This is a genomic window from Paenibacillus sp. NPDC058898 (assembly GCF_049316025.1).
GTDB lineage: Bacteria > Bacillota > Bacilli > Paenibacillales > Paenibacillaceae > Paenibacillus_AQ.
Genome location: NZ_JBMOSM010000001.1, coordinates 446,735 through 467,944, shown reverse-complemented (window position 1 = coordinate 467,944; position 21,210 = coordinate 446,735). Strand labels below are relative to the sequence as shown.

Below are 21,210 nucleotides of genomic sequence, written 5' to 3'. Positions count from 1 at the left end.
AGAGATTGAACAATGACTACTACAATTTACGAAAAGTATCAATTGATCATAAGCGGAGATGCGGCAGCCTTTCGGACTGACCTTGAAACAAACGTCATCGGGAACGGCCTAGAGCGGGTCAAAATAACGCTCGAAGCACAGGAGTCTTCTTCCCCTCCTGAAATTGAAATACGGTGGTATCATCCCATTGTGGACATTTACTCATTCTGGCATCCAGGAACGTATCGTAGCAAACGATTTTATGTCGATTGGGAAAGAGGGTTTACATCGAAGTCTTCGTCTCATGCTCCGGTATGCAGTCTATATAATGGTAAGGGGGATAACCGCTTGACGTTCGCGTTTTCCGATGCGATGAATACCGTTGAACTGAAAGCGGGGGTTAACGAGGAAACTTCTTCATTGATCTGCAGTGTTCGATTATTCTTCGAGCCGAGCTCTCCGATTACCCGTTATGAAGGAACGCTTTATATCGATACGCGGAGTGTTCTTTTTTACGATGCGTTGAATGAAGTGAGTAAGTGGTGGGAGATGATGCCCGAATATAAGCCGGCGTTTGTACCGGAACCCGCTAAACTGCCGATGTATTCCACTTGGTATAGCTTCCACCAACAATTATCGCATGAGGTAATCGAAGAGCAGTGCCAATTGTCCAAGCCGCTTGGCTGCGACACTGTCATCGTCGATGACGGCTGGCAGACGGCAGACAATGCACGAGGCTATGCGTATTGCGGTGACTGGGAAGTATATGCTGACAAAATGGGTGATATGCAGAAACATGTGGAACGGGTTCATCAGCATGATATGAAATATATGCTTTGGTATTCGGTTCCGTATATCGGCATACACAGCAAGATATGGAATCGTTTTGAGCATAAGCTGTTAAAATATATTGAACCAGCAGGAGCAGGTGTTCTGGATCCGAGATATCCTGAGGTTCGAAACTACATTATTGATTGTTACGTAAACGCGGTCCGCGAATGGAATCTGGACGGTTTCAAGCTGGATTTTATTGACCGTTTCCAAGCTGACGAAAAAACCATTCACAAGTTTGATCCGGAGATGGATTATCGTTCGGTTCCGCAAGCGGTGGATCGCTTGATGAGTGATGTGATTGTCCGGCTGCAGGAAGTGAAGCCGGATATTATGATCGAGTTTCGCCAAGCTTATATCGGTCCCTTGATGCGAAAGTACGGAAACATGTTCCGGGCATATGATTGTCCAAACGATCCCTTGGAAAACCGGATACGGATAGTGGACCTTCGCCTGATCTCGGGCAATACTGCAGTCCATTCGGATATGCTGATGTGGAATACAGAAGAGACGGTAGAAACTGCCGCTCTCCATTTGATTAATGTTTTGTTCTCCGTTCCACAAATTTCGATGCTTGTGGATCGGCTTCCAAAGCCTCATCAAAGAATGCTGGAATACTGGCTTGGTTTCTGGCGAGAGCAACGTGATGTATTGTTGGAAGGAAAATTGATGCCGCAATTTCCAGAATTGAACTATCCATTGGTGACAGCATGCAATGGCAGCAAACGAATTGCATGCGTATACGCCGATATGGTTGTCCATTTGGGAACGAGCCTTCCGAACAGATTAATTTTGATTAACGGCACATCCAAGAACAGTATTATTGCAGACCTGCAAGATGAGTTGGGAGATGCAGACATTACGATTCGAAATTGTGTGGGTGAAATCGTGGATACTTTTAATGGCGTAAACTTGGCACAAGGACTGCGAAGATTCGAAGTTCCGGCATCAGGTACGGTGGACATATTCTTGAGAAGAGGAGAGGTGTAAAGTGCATAGACGACAAGGAGACAGCCCACATTCCGTTATCGGCAAAGTACTCATTCAAAGCTCTGATCCTCGTCTTGACCAAGGCATAGCCTGGGCCAAAGAGCAAGCCCTTCATTATGTATTTGACGGTGACCCTGTGGGGAAGTGGTATGAAGCCGCCTTGCCGGGAAGAGAAAGCTTCTGTGTTCGGGATCTGGCTCATCAGAGCAGTGGTGCATATATGCTTGGCCTTAAGGACCATACGAAAAATATGCTTCATAAATTTGCGCAGCATATATCCGAAGCTCGGGATTGGTGTACTTGGGAGATGAACCGATATAATCAGCCTACTCCTGTCGATTATACGGACGATTCCGACTTCTGGTACAACCTTCCCGCCAACTTTGATTTTCTGTACTGCTGTTTCAGAGAATATTTGCGCACAGGTGATGAGGATTATGTCAGCCATCCCGACTTTGTTCATTTCTATGAGAAAACGATAAATGATTATATCAAAGTATGGGATAAAGACGGAGACGGTATGCCAGAGCACTACGCGAAGTATGGAAGACGCGGAATTGCTTCTTACGTAGAGGATGGCCATCATCCACTCATTGCGGGAGATCTGCTTGCCGCTCAGTATGCAGCTTTCGTTGCTTATGCCGAAATGATGCGCTGGAGTGGACGGGATGGCGAAGCGAATCATTGGAAGGATAAGGCTGACTGGATTCAGCATGAATATGAACTTGCGTGGTGGAATAAAGAAGCCAATCGCTTCTATGGATGCCAGCTGCAAGATCGTTCTTTTTACGCGGAGTTTTATCAATCCGCCAATTATATGCCACTTTATTTCGGTATGATTAAGGATTCGCGCAAGCTTCAGTTGGCGCTCGAAGATGCCAACCGGTATGAGAGATATAATGTGGAGGAGAAGTCTCATTTGCCGGAAATATGCTTTGCATATGGATACCGGGAAGAAGGCTATCGGCAGCTATTGCAGTTAACGGATGAGAAGCTTCATCGGAGAGAGTATCCGGAAGTGTCCTTTGCGGTGATGGGCGCGGTATTTACCGGTTTGTTGGGCATCCGTTTAAATACTCGGGAGAACTCAATCACGACCTTACCAGGGCTACCTGACGCTCTAGATTATGTTCAGGCCGGGAATATCCCTTTATTTCAGGGAGAAGTGGACTTGAAACATACGGGGAGTCATGTGACGGAGCTTTCTAATTGGTCCCATCAGGCTATCCAATGGACGGCAACATTTCCAGGAAAGCATAATAAGCTGTACATTAACGGCAAGGAGACTATACCGTCCTATGAACAGGACTGGAATGGAAATATCCATAGCTTCATTAATGTATGGCTGCAGGATGGAGATACGATCCAAGTGAAGTGCTTCCCGTGACAGAAGCTCGCGGTTACCTTTACATGCTGCTGGCTGTGGCAGCCCTGTCCACTTCGGCGATCTTCGTCAAACTGGCGGATGCCCCGGCTTCCGTAACTGCTTTTTACCGTATGTTTTTTTCGAGCTTGTTTATTCTGCCGTTGCTTGTAACGGTCAACAGGAAAAACATCTTGAGGCAAATCAGGAACATTACCGGAACACAATGGGGCATGTGCTTACTGGCGGGATTTTTTCTCGCTATTCATTTTGTGCTATGGTTTGAATCGCTGAATTATACGTCCGTAACTAGTTCGACCGTGCTGGTGACTCTTCAACCGTTGTTCGCTTTTGTCGGGGGCTCCTTGATATTCGGAGAGAGGTTAAGGTTTCCGGCTATTAGTGGCGGACTACTCGCCATAACGGGAAGCTTTATCATCGGATGGGGTGACATGCAGATTAGCGGATCGGCTCTGTTCGGGGATCAGTTGGCTCTTTTGGCGGCAGGAGCGGTAACGATTTATTTTCTGATTGGTCAGAGCGTCCGCAAAGATCTTTCGCTATTTCCTTACACATTTATCGTTTATGGCGCAAGCGCCTTTTATTTGCTGATTTATTGCCTTGTGACTGGTGATGCATTAACGGGATACTCCTCGAAAGAGTGGGGATGGTTCTTCGCTCTGGCGTTGATTCCTACATTATTTGGGCAGACCGTGTTCAATGGTCTTGTAAAATGGTTCAGCACCACCACGATCTCCATGAGTATTCTAGGAGAGCCGGTGGGAACCGCGATTCTCGCTTATTATATTTTGCATGACCATATCTCGATTCGTCAGATCGTGGGGGGCAGTGTGATTTTACTTGGAATCGGGATGTTTATTTGGTTTAACAGAGCATCGAGGCAGGCTGTTCATATTGAAGTTGCACAGGTGAAAAGTTGACCTATCTTGGATGATATGAAGTGTGCAAAGCCTTATTCCGGCATTCTGGCCGGACTAAGGCTCTTTTAATTTCTTGACTGCCGATGTTCACTTAAACGACTGATTTGGCGCAGTTTTTTGCTAGCGTGAGGATGCTCCATATTTAAAATTGCAAGGGATGTTAAAAATGATCAGTGCACAAATCTTACGAAAATACAGTCCGAAGAAAATAAACTGGTTTCTGAAATGAGAAAGAAGAGAGTTCTGCTGCTGCGCTGCAGGAGGTTTTTAATCGATAAGAAAATGGTACGGAGATCAATCACATATTTATCTTAATTACGCATAACTCCAGCTAGACGAAATTAAAGTTGAGAATGTTTTTGTTTGATATGAAAGTGAAGGGCTGTGGAAAAAGTTGAAGAAAAGATTTTCGTCTGAAAAAGCAGAATGGTCTGATGTAAGAGAAAAACAGTATCGACAAGACTGTGTTGTGGGAGAATCATATTATTCGTATGAATTAATCAAACGGGCAGTTTGAATAACAGGCTGAAACCGCAATGGCAGTCTAAGTTCAACGGACAATATTGAAGACACGATGTCTAATAACATAAAAGTTGAATAGGATTATTCACTCTAAAAGGCTTGTGGAAGGTACGAATCTCGTTGGCCAGAAGCAAGGGTTCTTCCATAGCGGTAAAATGTCCGCCGCGAGGTAGTGATTTCCATCGGGTTACATTTATGACGGAGTTTGCGTGAAAATCGGCTATGTGTAACTATTGGAATCAAGTGATTTATAGATTCTGGGCTCTTAAATGTTGACGTAATTAAACATTTGTTTATGTCGAGATCCATTCGCTCCTCATACTATAGAGCTGAGGGAGGTGATGTACTTGGCAAAAACAACGCAGCCCGTAACCATTGGGGCGAATAGTATTGCGAAGATTGGAGAACAATTTTTCCTGATTGTCGAAGTTGAAGCGAAATCACCTGGTGTAGAAATCGACCCGGTGTTCGCCGTTCGGACGACTGCCCAACAAGCAAGAAGTCTCATTCGTGCAGGTGTCATGCGTACGATCTTTCAACCCAAGCCTCCAACCCCGAGTCCTGGCAAGAAAGTTGAACTGAAAGGTGTACTGTTCGCTAATGGTCGTATTTTTTCTGTTTTCGACGTGGAAAATTCGACAGACGTATCTGTTTTAGTGCGGATTAATCGGGAACAAGCAAATAAACTTATCCGAGGCGGCGCACGTATCATCAAAGTAATAAGAAAGCCGTTCTAAACTGCAATTTATAAAAGCCGACCATCACGCCTGATGGTCGGCTTATTATTAGTTATATTGTCCTACAATTACTGGTGTTCGAAATGTCTACAGTTGTGGCCTTACGACCTGCAAAAAGCACGCTAGCCTACAAAAAATGTTAAAGGAGTAAGTATTATCGGAGAGCATCATTTTTACTGGCTGGCTGTAGTGACGTAGGCACCCCGCAAAAATCACTTTCCTTATTAAATCTTTCATTTGTATCCTCTTAGTTACCTTTTGTGGAGGTGAAAAAATGGAATTTCCAATCGAAAAAAAATCACACCTAAAGCATATGTTTATGGATCAATTTTCACATTGTCTAACCGTTTGCAACTTTTAGGCGATAGAAGATATAAGGATCTTTCATTAAAACAAGCTTTTGTGTTGTGGAATATTTCTCTTTATGATAACCTTAGTTTCTTCTACAAGTATTGTTGAGGGTAGTGCACACGATGTTATACTTAAAGATAGTCGTCAGATATTGTAACAAATCATTATTAGTGAATTGCAGCGCTCGTTGGATTCTCATCATAGTTACAGGCACCCCTTGTAGTGCTTTTTAAGTCGCTATTTTAGCGGCTTTTTTTTGTTTTATCGGTACAAGTTCGTGTCCCGAGCTAAGGACACGAACTTGTACCGATTACTGATTTGAGGCGAAGTCAATCGAGACTCTTATCTTTACATCTGTGCAGTGGGACGGATCACGATTTCATTAATATCCACATCCGACGGCTGCTCAATCGCGTAAACAATCGGACGGACAACGGCTTCCGGTCGTAATACCAGTCCGTCTCTAACCGATGTTAACTGATCTTTTACTTCCTGATTGGGTATCCCATCGATAAAGTTCGTCTGCACAACACCCGGCGAAATGGTCGTAACGCGTATGTTATTGCCGGCTTCCTGCCTGAGACCCTCAGAAATTGCGCGTACGGCAAACTTAGAACCGGAATAAACGGCCTGGTTTGCAACGGTCTTCAGTCCAGCGGTAGAGGCGATGTTTACAAAATGCCCCAGGCTCTGTTTGCGAAAAACAGGCAGCGCTGCGGCGATTCCGTACAAAACACCCTTCGTATTAACATCAATGGTCCCTTCCCAATCTTCGACACGCAGTTCATCTAGTGGAGAACATCAATGCGTAAGAGAAGAAGCTGCTCAGCAACAATCGATTCGTTGTCAAATACAAGGCAATGAGGAATTATATCTGATGGGAATATGAGCAAAATGTAGGTCTTATAAGGGATTATGTTCTAAGGTGCGCCATAAAGATTGCCTACTACTTCCTCATCGCAACATAACTATCTGTTCTTTCGTTTGAACAGTAAACGTCTGAAATTCAGATTGGTGAACAAATGTATGAGACAAAACTCGGCACATATTGTTGGGACTCAAAAAACCAAAGCAGATGTGTGGATACAATTGGTCCAGTGAGCTTTTAAAAGGTGAAAATCCAGTTACTGTACAGCCTGGTGAAGTTATTACATTTGTGATGAATTATGAGCCGCAACCGAACAAACACCATGTCAACCAAATCTATGAAGACATATCTGAAAAAGTTGAAGTGAAAGAAAATAGCTTTCATGCACCTACACAAAAAGGGACATATTTCTATTCATACGGGGTATGGTGGATGGATGAACATGTAGAGAACCTGTCTCACGGTGATGCTTTTTATTATTTCGTCCTAAAAGTTGTTTAGATGGATTCAACTAACGGAGAACTATAGCTCAATAAGCACGAAGAAACGGCAGCTGATGAATTGGCTGTCGTTTTCTCAACTCCCACAAGAATTTTGATATAATATGGGTATCTGGACTATAAGTATGAAAGGGGAGTACAACAATGAATAAAATTTTGCGTAGCAGTTCGGCGGAAGCTGAGATTAATACCCTTGGGGCGGAACTGATCAGCTTCAGAAAGCTGGATCCGGAAGCTGAATACATCTGGAGCGGTGACGCCACGTATTGGACAGGCCGTTCTCCGGTGCTGTTTCCCATTATTGGTGCGGCCCGGAACGGAGAGATTAAGGTGGACGGTAAAGCCTATAAGATCGGCAATCACGGATTCGCCAGACGCAGCGAATTTACGCTGGTCCAAGAAAGCGACACCCACGCGGTTTACCGCCTCTCTTATGATGAGAAAACCCTGGCCAGTTATCCTTATAAATTCAACCTATATATTACATATAAACTGAATGTAAGCACACTGGAACTTAGTTACCGGGTGGAAAATAGCGATGTTCAGGATATCTTCTTCCAGCTCGGGACCCACCCGGCGTTCAATTGTCCGCTTGATGACAACGGTAGCCTGAGCGATTACTATCTGGAGTTCGCTGAATCGGAAAACCTTGAAAGGTTGTTCTTGAATTCGGACGGCCTGCTGATCAGCGGCAAATCGGAGCCCGTTCTGAAACAAGAGACCATCCTGCCGTTATCCCATGAAATGTTCGCCGAAGGCGCATTGATTTTCCGAAATGTGAGCTCTCGGCAGATTTCGCTTAGAAGCAAGCACTCCGCCAAAAGCGTAGTTGTCACCTATAAGGGTTTTCCCGACCTCGGCATCTGGCAGCCTTTGAACGCTCCCTTCATATGCATCGAGCCTTGGCAAGGAGTAGCGGATATGGACGTCTTTGAAGGTGAACTTCAAGCTAAAGAGGGAATAATCACCCTGGAGCCGGGGGCGAATTTCACAAGCTCCCTGACCATAGAAATCAACTGACGATCCGAAGGGAGCTGCAGGGTTCTCAACTGGTTAAGCTCGGCTCCATACCATTGCAAAAAGCTTCAATCTATAGGAGAGGGCATTGAAGAACTTACGTTTTTCTTAAGGAGTATGTATAAACTTCAAAAAAGTAGACATTCAACCCCATTTTTAGGAAGAATGTCTTCTTTTTTAGCTCTATTTTATTCAATTTATGGGATGGTCCTATTTGTCGGGTGACAAAAACATAGTAACTTGGGGAGTTCGTCGATTCTATGTCCGCGACCCATAGATTTCATCAACGCAATGTTCATTGCCGCTGCGTCGCGCACATCAACCCAATATAGTTGCGAATCTGCCATAGCTCTATCGTCGCGAAGCATGGCATAAATCATATCATTGTGCCAAGGCACAAAGCTTGGTCCCATAATATGCGTAGGGTGGATCATTGTCATGATTTTGTTTGATGTATTTTCATGGGATTGGATAAACGTCCAGGCTGCTTCTTCATCCATCGATTTTGAAACCATATTGTGGTCGAACAAGCCTTCCCTGTCTTCATTGGTCCAGTCATCCTCTGTAAACGTCGTTTTTGATGGATCTTCATTATAGTAAGCAATGGTTGATTCTGAAAATCGTCCAACAAGCCACCATTCTAAAGTAAGTATTAGAATTTCGAAGGTGAGGGTAAGGGCTAAATGGATTGAACTTGGTAGTAAAGAGTGTTACTCTAAAAGTCTGTATTCGACAATACATTTAATAATAGTCACCATTTTAGTTATAAAGAAAGGCACTACTATGATAAAAGTTGAAAACTTATCCTTCTCATTTCCACAAAAAGAACTATATAAAGACATTTCATTTACGTTAGAAGAGGCACAGCATTGCGCTTTTATTGGAACTAGTGGCAGTGGTAAAAGTACACTGATCGATATACTGATGGATCCAGAAAGATATTTGTTCGAAGGCACGTTAGAGATAGATCCAACCTGCAAAATTGGGTATGTAAGTCAGTTCTCCCAACTAGACAGAACTAAAGAAACAACTGTTTTTGAATATATCGGAGAAGAATTTATTAAGCTACAAAATGAAATAACATCTATTTGTAATGAAATGGAAACATCATCGGATATTGAGCCGTTACTCGAAAAGTATCAATTCGCTTTAGACGCATTTGATGCAATGGGCGGAGATAATTTTGAGAGTAACATTAATAAGAAATTAAATCTAGCAAACCTCTTGAAGCTAAAAGATGTTAGGGTATCCGACCTGAGCGGCGGGGAATTCAAACTTATTCAAGTAATGAAGGAAATGCTTAATAGTCCAGACTTAATGATCATGGACGAGCCGGATGTATTTTTAGATTTTGAGAACCTAAATGCGCTTAAAAAACTTATTAATACTCACAAAGGCATACTGCTAGTTGTTACGCACAATCGATATCTATTGAATCATTGTTTCAACAAAATTATTCACCTTGAAAACACGGAGATCCAAGAGTTTGATGGGCGATATATTGAGTATAATTTCTCATTACTTCAGACAAAAATGGAGTTGCAAGAAATCGCAGTCGCTGAAGCTGAAGAAATTGAGAGATACGATAACATTATTGATAATCTTAGAGCTATCGCAACTATTAATTCAGATGCATCTAGAGGTAGAGCGTTAAAAGCTAGAGTTAGATTTCAAGAGAGATTGGAAGCGCGTAGAATTAAGGCACCATTTGTTGATATTAAGCAACCGAATATCAGTTTCGGTATTGAGAATGAAATTGAAGACAGCATTGTTGTAAAAGTCAATAATTATAGTGTTGCCTTTGATGAACTGCTTTTAGAGAATGTGAGCTTTGAGATAAAATCTACGGATAAAGTAGCCATTATTGGTCCAAACGGTACAGGGAAAACGACTTTACTCCGAGATATCTTTAACAATAATCATGATTCCATCGAAATAAATGATGATGTTAGAGTGGCTTATTTATCTCAGAATCAAGGCGAAATACTAAAAGATTCCAATACAATACTAGAAGAATTCATCGATGCTGGTTTTAAAACTTATGATGAAGTTAGATCGTATATTTCAAACTATGGCTTTGAAGGCGAAATCGTTAATCAAAAGATTGAATCACTATCTGGTGGAGAAAAAAACATACTTCAATTGGCTAAAGTTTCTGCTAGTAATGCAAACGTATTGCTTCTTGATGAACCGACAAGCCATTTAGACACATATACACAAATTGCACTGGAACAAGCCATTGAAGACTATAAAGGTGCAATTCTCATGATATCTCATGATTTCTATTCTGTTGTAAATGGTATGGATTATGTATTAATCATTGACAATAAGACGATTAGAAGAATGACTATGAAAAAATTCAAACAGATGATTTATGCTAGTCACTTTGATAAAGACTATTTAGAAGCGGAACAAAACAAAAAAGCAGTTGAAATGAAAATAGAAATGGCTTTAAAAGATACTAATTTTGAATTTGCAAAAGTATTGGTTGATGAGCTAGAAGAGCTAATTAAGTTGCTTTAATTTACAACTCTCTGATTGAAATGATTACAAGAAAGTGAAGTCAGTTACAGCGAATAGGGCTAATGTGAATTAGTCTGAGTTCAACGATGAAACATGATGTTGGTGGAAAAGTATCAACAAAAAAGACACTGATGAATAGAATATTAGTGTCTTTTTACTGCATTGATTTCTTGATAGCGCTCTTGCCTGGGGTGAGCAACCTGGGGAAAGGGGGAACAGACCAAGGATGCCAAAAGAGGCAGGTACCGAGGAACCGCTATCTTTCAGAAAGCAAACTGATTCTTATTTTAAGATCATCAATGAAGAATGGGTACCTGAGATCATTGGGATTGGGATCTGCCATACCGCATTTATCAGGCTGGGGACACTCAGGGATGGCGGTTAAGGGATGAAGTAATAATCCGGTTTATGTTTGAAACAGGGGTGAGAATATCTGAGATATTAGAACTTACCGTTGGAGATTACAGAAAACGATCGGATATCCATGAACTAGCCGCTACGAATAAAGGCAGCTTTAAGCGACGAATTAAGTTCATTCGAATATCCCCTGAAACATTGAAATTATTAATCAAATACGTGAACTCAGAACGTCGACATTTCGCAAGTACACAAGTAAAATTCAACGACTTGCCTGGTGTCGAACCATTATTTTTATCAACTAGGGGTACTCCATACACATACTCAGCTTTTTATTCAAATGGTCTACTATCACCAAAAATGCCGGGATAAAACTAAATCCACATAAAGCAAGGCACTGGTTTGTGACCTCCATGTTGCGCGGCATTTATGAGCAATCTGAAACAGCTGCCCAAATCGAAGACAAGAAGAAGCAGCTTATTGAATATAATGAAATGCGAGACCCAGAGACATTAAGCGTGTATGAGCATTATTACGATGAACAGAAATTCCGAGATTTGCATGAGAAGCTTCAGGAAAACTACATGCAACGCGAGAAAGAGTACTTCAAATCAGCTAAGAAGCGCTCAGTGATCAAATCACCTGAAATACTTACGGCTTTTGAGCTTAAGAGCTCCGAGGAGAAACAAGACTGGTTAAATCAATTTTTTGAAGGTATGGAACCGTAGTGTCTACAGCAGTGCAATTACAAGAGGAAATCCAAGACAAAACCTGGGGAGCCCTTCTTAGCGGTAAAGTATCGGAGGAACTGTTACTTTTGTCTGATCCAAACGGAGATTACTACTGGGATAAAGTTGAGGAGAAAAATATCAAATATTTTGTTCTGCAATGTGCAGGTCATCCGTGGGCAAACCATTTTGCATTAGCGCTTATATGTTTGTCCGACCTTATACCTTATAAAAAATAGTGGAATAAATTGACAGAGCAAGTTGAGTGTGTTAGAATCGCTTTAATTTAAAATGAAAAGGCTATGATGAGAAATAGTAGGTATTAGGGATCTCGCAGAGAGAAGATGGTTGGTGCGAATCTTCATTGATCTAATAGTGAAGCAGTCTCGGAGCTGTGAACCGAACAGAGGAATCTTAGTAGGCTTCAACGGAGTTCCACCGTTATTCAGGAAACAATATCGGAGATATCCCGTATTGATAGAGTGCAGAGAAATCTGAAATTAGGTGGTAACACGGACATAATAGTTCGCCCTAAGTTGACAAGAAATATGTCAGCTCAGGGCTTTTTTTGTTTTATTTCTTTTCGTTTGAATATTCGCAGAATAAAGACTTTTGGATTTTCCAAGAATAAATAATAATTAAAATGGAGGTATTGAGCATGCTGAAAATGACACCAGATGAGTTAAGAAAATCATATATTGATTTTATGAAAGGAATAGGGGCTAGCCAAGTGCCCTCTTCTAGCTTGTTACCAGAAAATGATCCCTCAACGTTGTTTACGGGAAGTGGAATGCAACCTATGGTTCCCTATTTATTGGGGGAAAAGCATCCGATAGGTAATGAGATAACTAATATTCAGAAGTGTTTAAGGACAGTGGATATTGATGAAGTAGGAGATACGTCGCATCTAACATTTTTTGAAATGATAGGTCGATGGGAGTTTAAAGCAAATGAAAATAACTATAAGAAAAAGCAAATCGATGCCATTTGGAATTGGCATATTATCGAATTAGGAATTGATCCTGGCAGGCTGTATATCAGTGCTTTTATAGGAAGTGATGATTTGAATATACAGAAAGATACGGAAGCCATTCAAATCTGGTCAGAAAAATTCAAATCAGTTGGTATAGAACCTTATATTGAGGATGATCCATATAAATATGGGACATCTAGAGGTGGGAAAATATTCTTATACGATGAAAAAGAAAATTGGTGGAGTCGAGCCGGAAGTCTATTAGATATGCCTGTTGGTGAACCGGGTGGGCCTGATAGTGAAATGTTCTATGATCTTGAACCAGGCGGTGATTCACTGGATCATCCTGCTTCTGTAAGCGAGAGGTTTTTAGAAATTGGGAACAACGTATTTATGTGTTACAAAAAAGAAGACACAGGATTTGTAAAAATGCAAAATCCCAATATTGATTATGGAGGCGGATTAGAAAGGGTTGCAACAGCCCTTAATGGTGATAAGGATATTTATAATACGGCTTTCTTCCTTAATCCCAAGAAAAAATTGATGGAGTTAAGTGGTAAACAATATACTGACGATTTAAAGTCGTTTAGAATCATACTTGATCATGTGAGAGCGGCTACTTTTCTAATTAATGATGGTGCGGAGCCAGCTAATAGTGATGCAGGGTATATAACAAGAAGGTTATTAAGAAGGGCGATTCGTGCAGGTAAAAAAATAGGTATACAAGGAAGTTTTGTGGGTGAGCTGTCTGAAGTTTATATAGATGAAGCAACAGCTTATGAAGATTTGATCGGTAATAAAAAGAAAGTTATCGAAATAGTAAATAAGGAAGAAAATCTTTTCTATAGAACTTTACAGCAAGGAGAATTTGAAATACAAAAACATCTTAAGAATAAGGGTAAAGTTACAGGTGCAGATGCCTTTTATTTTTACGAAACATATGGGTTTCCCTTGGAGTTGACGGAAGAGTTTCTAACTGAAAGTGGATATAGCATGGAGGACAAGGCCTCTTATATAGAGGCGGCAAAGAAACATGCTGAAAAGAGCAGAACTGCTTCTGCGGGTAAATTTAAAGGTGGATTAGCTGAACATTCAACAGAAACAACAGCGCTGCACACGGTATCTCATTTATTACTTGCTGGTTTAAGGGAAGTTTTAGGTGATCATGTTCATCAACAAGGAAGTAATATTACTTCAGAACGATTACGGTTTGACTTCAACCATGATGAAAAACTTACGCCAGAGCAAATAGCTGAGGTGGAAAAGTATGTGAATGATGCGATTTCATCAAAAGCAGTTACCTATATTTCAGAGATGCTTAAAATTGAAGCGAAAGAAAGTAATGTTGAAGGGAATTTTTGGGATAAATATCCGGATATCGTTAAAGTGTATACAATCAAAGATAACGAAGGGAAAGTTTGGAGTCGAGAAGTATGTGGAGGACCTCATGTAGAAGATACAACAAACTTAGGAAAGTTCAGTATTAAAAAAGAACAATCTTCTTCTGCTGGAGTTAGAAGGATTAAAGGAGTAATTAATAAATATTTCTAGAACGCGGAACAATAGCTGATGTTTTAGGATTGCCATTTGTAACAACGTTATGAGTTGCCGGGAATCCAGGATGAATGATAAATCCGGCAATCGAAGAGGGTTTGACATCGCTTGGCCTTTCCGTTGGCGGTACCGGAGTAAAGAAAAAGCAAGAAAGGGGAACTTATAAAAAAACAGAACGAAAATCAAGCTATATGGTGTTGTCGGGGGACAAGAACATGGTCCCATAGAAAGTCGCTAATTTGATATTATCCCCTTTAAGTAGACAGTGTGTAAAAAGCGCATTAAAGTCTACTTGGAGGGGATTTTTTCATGGGCGAAATACGAAAGACATATGACATCGAATTCAAGCGTAAGGCTGTTGCGATGTTCCTGGAGGAAGGTCTTGGCTACCGTCTTGTAGCCAAGACCTTGAGCTTCTTTGGACACCTTAAGTCGGAATGTTTTCGACTCGACACGTTCTCGACCGAGGAAGAGCTTATTATGGCGATTGAACAATATATCCATTTTTACAACCACGAACGTTTTCAACAAAAACTAAACAACCTTAGTCCAATTGAGTACCGAACTAAGGTTGCTTAAGGCTGCTTTTTTAGGGCTGTCTTTGACAGGGTTAAGTTCAAAATCGCGGCTTTTTTGTTTTAACGATATAAGTTCTTGTCCCGAGCTGAGGACAAAAACTTATATCGTTAGCCGAAATAGACATGAACTTGTAACCATAGCCGATTGTGTGAATAATATTATCTTCTTTTGCTTTTCCGATATTTAGAAGTAGTGAGTGGCGATTAGTTCCTGTTCTCGCTTTTTCAAAATAGATGGATATGATTTAATCATTTGCTGGATTAATTCAATCTTGTCTTTTATCAATAAATCTGTTTGCTATATTGACAACACAACTGTCAAGGGACAAGAACATATACACATAAAATTCCACATAAATAGCGGACTTTTTGATTTATGAATATAAGCTCTTGTCCAACGGCTGTGATAAGAAATTTTATCCTTAACCGCGGTAGATTTTCTTATATAGTAGCTTGGGGTTTCACAATAACGCCAGCGGATATATTCCGATAGGACAGAAACAAACCATTTTCCGGACACAGCTGAATTCTTGTCCTATATTTTGAAATAATTCGAACGATATCTATAATTATTACCAATATATACTGTAAGACCGAAGGGGAGGAGGTAGCAGATGAATCATCCATCTGAATATGCAAGGCTTATTTCGCTTACGTTGGCCGGGAACCGTGATGCGTTTGGCGAGTTATATGAGGCAACCATTAAGGACGTTTACAATACTGTTTATTTCCTTATTCGGGAACCATCAGATGCAGAGGATGTCATTCAGGAGATTTATATTCAATTATACCGGTCTCTTGAAAAGTTTGACGTAAGCAAGCCGTTTCGACCTTGGTTAATGGGAGTGGTCATGCGGCAAATTCAGGCTCACCGCAGAAAGAGTTGGACACATATGCGGATCATCAAAAAAGCTGAACAGATTGATCAAGCCGTGGTCTATGATATCTCAAGTGAGGTGGTCAACAAACTATCGAATCAATCGCTACTTGAAAGCGTAGATCGACTTCCTTATAAGCTAAAGCTAGTAGTTATTCTGCATTATATGAATGATTACACGCAAGAAGAGATTGCAGCCACATTAGAAATCCCTCTTGGGACGGTAAAATCACGGATTCATGCTGCTCTGCAAAAGATGCGCAAAAAACAGAAAATTAGCATTCTGGCTATGGGAAAGGTGGAGGGGTAAAATGAGTTTCGATGAAAGATTGAAAACCGCTTTTAAGGAAGAGACCAAAGAATGGAACGCACCAACGGAGCTCAAGGAAAAAATACTTAACAAAGTCGTACACATTCAAGAAGGAAGACGAATGAAAAAGTGGGTCGTTGCATGTATTTTGGCCGCTACATTGTTAATCCCAACAGGTGCTTTTGCCGGTTATAGCTACATAGCTGATTCCATCTATGGTTCGCGGGACAATATCGGAGTAACTCAAAAGCAATATGATGAGCTGGAGGCAAAGCTGCAGACCGCCAAACAAAACCTCAGTGAAGAGGAGTTTACAAAATGGATGTCCTTACTAAAAGAATGGGGCCTCCTTATTTTGAAAATTGCCGATACAAAAGGGGATTTTCATATTGAGAGATTGAGCGTAGGAGAGCAAAAAAACTATAGAAGGTTAACCGCAGAGCTAGAGCCACTCTTTCGCAAATTAAATGAAGTTCAATCAACGAAGGGAGAAGCTAAACTTATTGATAGCACTACTTTTTGGAATGGAGTGCTAGATGAAGCAGGGCAAATATTCAGCAAAGAAGAATTTGATGAGTTTCAAAAATTATTAAATGAATTGAGGGCTTATGACGAGAAAAAAGATGATCCGGATGGTAGTGTTCATATTGAACGGCTGTCAAAGGAAGATCAAATGAATATAGAGCAATTGTTGCAGCAGATACAACCTTTTTATAAGAAGTTGGGCATAACAGTTAAGCCGAAAGCTTGATCTGTCGAGGAACAAGAACATGTAAAACTCCACGTTAACGAAACGTTAGGAGCAACCTTAGTTCACCTAACTCAAGAAAAACTGAAGCCTTTTCAAACATGATTTTAGAATTGTAAAGCCACTCAACTAACGGAACTCTATAGCTTAATAAACTAAAACGCGGCTGTCGGCATAGATCGGTAGCCGCGTTAAGCTAACGGGCAACTTCAGGTACTAATTGATCAATCTGTGCAACAAACGATCGATCAAAGGGCATTGGATTAAACTAACGGGTAACGATAGTTGAATAAAGAAGAGAAGGCAGCTGGTAATGTCGGGGGACAAGAACATGGTCCCATTGAAAGTCGCTATAATAGCGGCTTTTTTGTTTTATCGGTACAAGTTCTTGTCCCGAGTCGAGGACAAGAACTTGTACCGATTGCCGAAAAGGACAAGAACATGAGCCGATTACCGATTAGATAAATATCTAACTATGATTCCATGCAATTTCATTAAGCTAACGGGCAGATTAGTTGAATAAAGTTAGATCAAAGAAAAGGCCATCCTGCAAAGGATGGCCTAAGATCGTTGTCGGAGCCGATGCGAAATCGTTGGCTGTGGACGACATCATAACTATATTCATTAGGATCGTTTAAGTAAAAGCCCCGGCTTATATGGACCTTAACTTATTGAGATAGTTAATCATCACTGTAAGTTAGATCGAAGTTGACTCTTGCTGCTTCGACACGTACATAATTTTCTCTTCCCCATTGCCGTAGCTCTCTCATCGGCTGGAGTAAAGATTCCCCTAGAGGAGTGAGTGAATATTCAACCATTGGAGGAACCGATGGTGTGATATGACGTTGGACCAGTCCATCGCGTTCAAGCTTACGTAGGGTTTGAGTCAGCATTTTTTTGGAAATACCCTCGATTCTTCTCGCCATTTCCCCGTAACGGATGCTTCCGTCTTCCATTGCGTAAATGATGAGCGCGGTCCATTTATTAGAGATAATATCAAGCACTTTACTGTAGCCACACACCGCAAGCGCGATGTTGGGGTGTTTTGGTTTGACCAAAGATGTCAAATGATTTCCCTCCTCTGCACCTTGAAGTTCCCAGGACACTTTAAAGTGCCTACTTACGTAGGTTTAGTTTATGCATTATTGTATGACTATATCAAGGGCAAAGCAAGCATTGAGCTTTACGCCAAAAGCGCCTGATTCATTACGAAGGCTGACATTTTGAACAGGATGATAACTAAATTAATCTAGTGGGAGGAAATGAACATGTCGAATATTATAAAGCCCCGCCCTAAACTGTATGTGATGGATAACGGCCGTATGAGCATGGATAAAAACTGGTTGATTAACATGCATAACCCAGCCACGGTTAGCAATCCTAACGCGGCGACGCAGTTTGTGGAATTTCCGATTTATACGGTGTTGATTGACCATCCGGAGGGGAAGATTCTATTTGATACGGCTTGCAATCCGAATTCCATGGGCGTTGAAGGACGCTGGGCGGAATCCACCCAACAAGCGTCCCCTTGGGTGGCGTGTGAGGAATGTTATCTGCATAACAGACTAGAGCAGCTCCGCGTAAGACCTGAGGACATCCGATACGTCATTGCCTCTCATTTGCATCTGGATCATGCGGGTTGCCTAGAGATGTTCACGAATGCTACGATAATCGTCCACGAAGATGAACTGAATGGCACACTGCAGAGCTACGCCCGTAATGAAAAAGAAGGGGCCTATGTTTGGGCAGACATCGATGCTTGGATCACAAACCATTTACAATGGAAAACGGTCAAACGCAATGAAGATTATCTCGATCTGGCTGAAGGAATCCAAATTTTGAATTTTGGAAGCGGACATGCTTGGGGTATGTTAGGCTTGCACATTGAAATGCCCGAAACAGGCGGGATCATCCTCGCTTCGGATACCATTTATACGGCTGAGAGTTACGGTCCTCCAGTTAAGCCACCGGGCATTATCTATGATTCAATCGGTTACCGGAACACAGTTGAAAGAATCCGTACGCTGGCTACCCGAACAAACTCCCAAGTGTGGTTCGGACATGATGACAATCAATTCAAACAATTTCGCAAATCAACCGAAGGATACTACGAATAATTATCAATAAGTAGAACATCCCAAGGTTAAGCTAACGGGACACGATAGCACGATCAAAATAAGAAAGCAGCTGATCAATGTGATCAGCTGCTTTTGTTGAAGTAACGAGCAGAATTGTACACTTTCCATTATTTGGTGTATTATATGAATGAAAAGGACCGGACGAACGGTTACGGAGTAAAGAGTGAGAATGTACTCTAAAAGATTTACAAGAAAAAAGATAAATTATTGAGCTGAAAGTGGAAAACGGTGAGACTAAAAAAAAGAAGAAACCGGATGTTCTTTGTATTTATCAGTGTATTGTTTATCCTCATTACTGCAGGATGTTTTGCATCACAGGAGACTCATCAGCTTGAGCAAGTGAAAGAGCAGGAGCAGAAGCAGGAGTATGACCAAGGAAGTGGAATGAAATTTTCCAGCCTTTCTGAACAGAAGATCGAGGATTTTGCTAAGCTCAGTAAGGTATGGGGAGTGGTGAAATATTACCATCCTAAGGTTGTATCTGGGGATATAAATTGGGACTATGAGCTATTTCGGGTGATGCCTTCTATTTTAGAAGAAAATTCGGATGTGAATTCAATTCTCTATGATTGGGTTCATACGCTAGGTAATGAGAGCATTTCCGGGGATCTTGAACAGCAATACTAGTTTTCCGAAGATTCCATACAACTCAGTCCAACCACAGATTGGTCCAAGGATGAGGAATATCTTGGAACAGATCTGAGTCTTGAATTATCAAAGATTTTAGATTCTAACATTTCAGAACGGAAAAATGCATACGTTAGCTTTAATGATCAATCACCCTTAGGGATTATGCATAATGAAAACGCTTATACTAGTATGAAATTTGACGACACCGGCTACAGGTTGCTTGGTTTATTCCGCTATTGGAATATTATCGAATACTATTTTCCTTATAAGATGTCATAGGAGAGGATTGGGATCAAGTGCTTCTAGAGTTTATTCCTAAAATGATAGATGGGTCTGATTATGATTCCTATTTCATGACCTTAGCAGAACTAACAACTAGAGTACACGATTCTCATGTTTATTTGGGTGGCAAAAATAGAGAATCCATTACTGAGTATTTTGGAACGTATCGGCTTCCAGTAAACTTTGTCGAAATTAACAATCAGATTGTTATAAGTACAGTCTATAACAAATGTGGACTTGAGGTCGGAGACATAGTATTAAAAGTAGGTGACAATAATATTGATGATTTATTAGAAGATAGAAGAAAATACATCTCACAATCACGAGAAGACACGTCAGCTCATTTCTTTAATGCATTATTCCGAACTCATCAAAAGAATATGGACGTTACTGTAATTCGACAGGGAAAAACGATGAACATAAGTGCGACGAGCAGCCTACAAGACATTAATTACTTCGTTTATACGAAATCACAAGCAATGGAGAACGGAGAGATCTACTATATTAATGCCGGTCTGTTGGTAGATGGCGAGATTGATAGCATCATGAAAAAATGGTGGGACACTAAAGGTCTGATTGTTGATCTTAGAAACTACCCTTCTAGCTCAGTTGACTATAAATTGGCCCGATATCTGATCCCTTCTGAGGAAGAGTTTGCCAAAGCGTCACTTCCTAATCGTGCAGTACCAGGTGAATATTATTTTGAACCTCTTACCTCAGGGAAGCCTCAACGGACAGATGACGAGGTTTATAAAGGGAAAGTTGTGATTTTAATCAATGAACATACTATGAGTAACGGTGAGTTTACAACGATGTTGCTGAGAAAAGCAGAAAATTCAATAGTTCTTGGGAGGCCAACTGCTGGAGCGGATGGCAATTTATTTAGAATTACTCTCCCAGGAAATATAAAAACTAGCATAAGTGGAATCGGTATATTTTATCCAGATAAAAAACCAACGCAAAGAATAGGAGTTCAGCCTGATATTCGTCTTGATCCAACCATTGAAGGAATTATGGAAGGTAGGGACGAGTATGTTGAGAAAGCTGTTGAAATAATTAAAAATGGTTATTAAACTATTTCCTCCTACATAGACAAGAAATTCATCGTTTGAACTATAAGTTAAAAAATTGAATTTTTAAAACCAAACCCGTTGATGATTAATTCCTGTCGGGGGACAAGAACATGGTCCCATTGAAAGTCGCTATTGTAGCGGCTTTTTTGTTTTATCGGTACAAGTTCTTGTCCCGAGTCGAGGACAAGAACTTGTACCGATTGCCGTAAAGGACAAGAACATGAACCGATTACCGATTAGATAAGTATCTAACTATGTTCAAAGCAATATCATTAAGCTAACGGGCAGGATAATTCAATATTTTTATGGAATATAACAATAAATGGTATGAGGGGGGCGC

General features: G+C 40.9%; 21 protein-coding genes, 1 pseudogene and 1 other annotated feature. Of the genes and pseudogenes, 19 read left to right on the top strand and 3 right to left on the bottom strand.

Annotation, left to right across the window (positions count from 1 at the left end; all coding sequences use genetic code 11):
* Positions 1-12: 12 nt before the first annotated feature.
* The 4 genes from ACOZB4_RS01950 (at position 13) to ACOZB4_RS01935 (ending at position 5,363) form a co-directional block, all read left to right on the top strand.
* On the top strand, positions 13-1,800 hold the full coding sequence (locus ACOZB4_RS01950) for a glycoside hydrolase family 36 protein (protein ID WP_379405480.1): 1,788 nt from the start codon (positions 13-15) through the stop codon (positions 1,798-1,800).
* Between the two features lies 1 nt (position 1,801).
* Entirely contained in the window at positions 1,802-3,187 is a 1,386-nt protein-coding gene (locus tag ACOZB4_RS01945) for a hypothetical protein (protein WP_379405478.1), read from the top strand.
* Positions 3,142-4,104 (top strand): DMT family transporter, encoded by a 963-nt coding sequence (locus ACOZB4_RS01940; protein ID WP_379405476.1) that lies wholly within the window; start codon positions 3,142-3,144, stop codon positions 4,102-4,104. The genes ACOZB4_RS01945 and ACOZB4_RS01940 overlap by 46 nt, the downstream gene beginning before the upstream one ends.
* Before the next feature lie 869 nt (positions 4,105-4,973).
* Positions 4,974-5,363 (top strand): hypothetical protein, encoded by a 390-nt coding sequence (locus tag ACOZB4_RS01935; RefSeq protein WP_379405474.1) that lies wholly within the window; start codon positions 4,974-4,976, stop codon positions 5,361-5,363.
* Between the two features lie 699 nt (positions 5,364-6,062).
* Here ACOZB4_RS01935 and ACOZB4_RS01930 read toward each other — a convergent pair.
* Complete coding sequence (locus ACOZB4_RS01930) at positions 6,063-6,497, bottom strand: SDR family oxidoreductase (RefSeq protein WP_422759473.1); 435 nt, start codon at positions 6,495-6,497, stop codon at positions 6,063-6,065.
* 265 nt (positions 6,498-6,762) lie between these two features.
* Here ACOZB4_RS01930 and ACOZB4_RS01925 point away from each other — a divergent pair, with 265 nt between their 5' ends.
* Together ACOZB4_RS01925 and ACOZB4_RS01920 are read left to right on the top strand one after the other, a co-directional pair.
* Positions 6,763-7,083 (top strand): hypothetical protein, encoded by a 321-nt coding sequence (locus ACOZB4_RS01925; RefSeq protein ID WP_379405472.1) that lies wholly within the window; start codon positions 6,763-6,765, stop codon positions 7,081-7,083.
* Between the two features lie 143 nt (positions 7,084-7,226).
* Positions 7,227-8,102, top strand: a complete 876-nt coding sequence (locus ACOZB4_RS01920; protein ID WP_379405470.1) for an aldose 1-epimerase family protein — start codon at positions 7,227-7,229, stop codon at positions 8,100-8,102.
* Positions 8,103-8,296: 194 nt separating this feature from the next.
* Here ACOZB4_RS01920 and ACOZB4_RS01915 read toward each other — a convergent pair whose 3' ends face one another.
* Positions 8,297-8,599, bottom strand: coding sequence for a hypothetical protein (locus tag ACOZB4_RS01915; RefSeq protein WP_379405468.1), 303 nt, complete (start codon positions 8,597-8,599; stop codon positions 8,297-8,299).
* Positions 8,600-8,882: 283 nt separating this feature from the next.
* Here ACOZB4_RS01915 and ACOZB4_RS01910 point away from each other — a divergent pair, with 283 nt between their 5' ends.
* The 10 genes and pseudogenes from ACOZB4_RS01910 to ACOZB4_RS01865 all read left to right on the top strand — a co-directional run bounded on the left by ACOZB4_RS01910 (position 8,883) and on the right by ACOZB4_RS01865 (position 17,212).
* A complete protein-coding gene (locus ACOZB4_RS01910; RefSeq protein ID WP_379405466.1) occupies positions 8,883-10,622 on the top strand; it encodes an ABC-F family ATP-binding cassette domain-containing protein in 1,740 nt (579 codons plus the stop codon).
* Between the two features lie 226 nt (positions 10,623-10,848).
* Entirely contained in the window at positions 10,849-11,007 is a 159-nt protein-coding gene (locus ACOZB4_RS01905) for a hypothetical protein (RefSeq protein ID WP_379405464.1), read from the top strand.
* Entirely contained in the window at positions 10,959-11,351 is a 393-nt protein-coding gene (locus ACOZB4_RS01900) for a tyrosine-type recombinase/integrase (RefSeq protein ID WP_379405637.1), read from the top strand. Before ACOZB4_RS01905 ends, ACOZB4_RS01900 begins: the two co-directional genes overlap by 49 nt.
* Before the next feature lie 41 nt (positions 11,352-11,392).
* A complete protein-coding gene (locus ACOZB4_RS01895) occupies positions 11,393-11,707 on the top strand; it encodes a hypothetical protein (RefSeq protein WP_379405462.1) in 315 nt (104 codons plus the stop codon).
* Between the two features lie 11 nt (positions 11,708-11,718).
* Positions 11,719-11,946, top strand: a complete 228-nt coding sequence (locus ACOZB4_RS01890; protein WP_379405460.1) for a hypothetical protein — start codon at positions 11,719-11,721, stop codon at positions 11,944-11,946.
* Positions 11,947-12,000: 54 nt separating this feature from the next.
* Positions 12,001-12,244 (top strand) — a binding site (T-box leader).
* 121 nt (positions 12,245-12,365) lie between these two features.
* A complete protein-coding gene (locus ACOZB4_RS01885; protein ID WP_379405458.1) occupies positions 12,366-14,231 on the top strand; it encodes an alanine--tRNA ligase in 1,866 nt (621 codons plus the stop codon).
* A gap of 414 nt (positions 14,232-14,645) precedes the next feature.
* Positions 14,646-14,813, top strand: a pseudogene (locus ACOZB4_RS01880) (IS3 family transposase); the annotation flags it as partial.
* Positions 14,814-15,426: 613 nt separating this feature from the next.
* Entirely contained in the window at positions 15,427-15,999 is a 573-nt protein-coding gene (locus tag ACOZB4_RS01875; RefSeq protein WP_379405456.1) for a sigma-70 family RNA polymerase sigma factor, read from the top strand.
* A 1-nt stretch (position 16,000) separates the two neighbouring features.
* Positions 16,001-16,750, top strand: a complete 750-nt coding sequence (locus ACOZB4_RS01870; protein WP_379405454.1) for a DUF3600 domain-containing protein — start codon at positions 16,001-16,003, stop codon at positions 16,748-16,750.
* Between the two features lie 282 nt (positions 16,751-17,032).
* Positions 17,033-17,212, top strand: a complete 180-nt coding sequence (locus tag ACOZB4_RS01865) for a hypothetical protein (RefSeq protein WP_422759454.1) — start codon at positions 17,033-17,035, stop codon at positions 17,210-17,212.
* 215 nt (positions 17,213-17,427) lie between these two features.
* Here the strand turns inward: ACOZB4_RS01865 and ACOZB4_RS01860 are convergent, their stop codons facing one another.
* The gene (locus ACOZB4_RS01860) at positions 17,428-17,814 is read right to left on the bottom strand and encodes a winged helix-turn-helix transcriptional regulator (RefSeq protein ID WP_076323507.1); all 387 of its coding nucleotides are present in this window, start codon (positions 17,812-17,814) and stop codon (positions 17,428-17,430) included.
* A gap of 201 nt (positions 17,815-18,015) precedes the next feature.
* Here ACOZB4_RS01860 and ahlS point away from each other — a divergent pair, with 201 nt between their 5' ends.
* From ahlS to ACOZB4_RS01845, 3 genes are all read left to right on the top strand, one after another.
* Positions 18,016-18,864, top strand: coding sequence for an AhlS family quorum-quenching N-acyl homoserine lactonase (ahlS, locus tag ACOZB4_RS01855; protein WP_379405452.1), 849 nt, complete (start codon positions 18,016-18,018; stop codon positions 18,862-18,864).
* A gap of 249 nt (positions 18,865-19,113) precedes the next feature.
* Positions 19,114-19,512, top strand: coding sequence for a hypothetical protein (locus tag ACOZB4_RS01850; RefSeq protein WP_379405450.1), 399 nt, complete (start codon positions 19,114-19,116; stop codon positions 19,510-19,512).
* 356 nt (positions 19,513-19,868) lie between these two features.
* Positions 19,869-20,870, top strand: coding sequence for a S41 family peptidase (locus ACOZB4_RS01845; protein WP_422759453.1), 1,002 nt, complete (start codon positions 19,869-19,871; stop codon positions 20,868-20,870).
* The last annotated feature ends 340 nt before the right edge of the window (positions 20,871-21,210 follow it).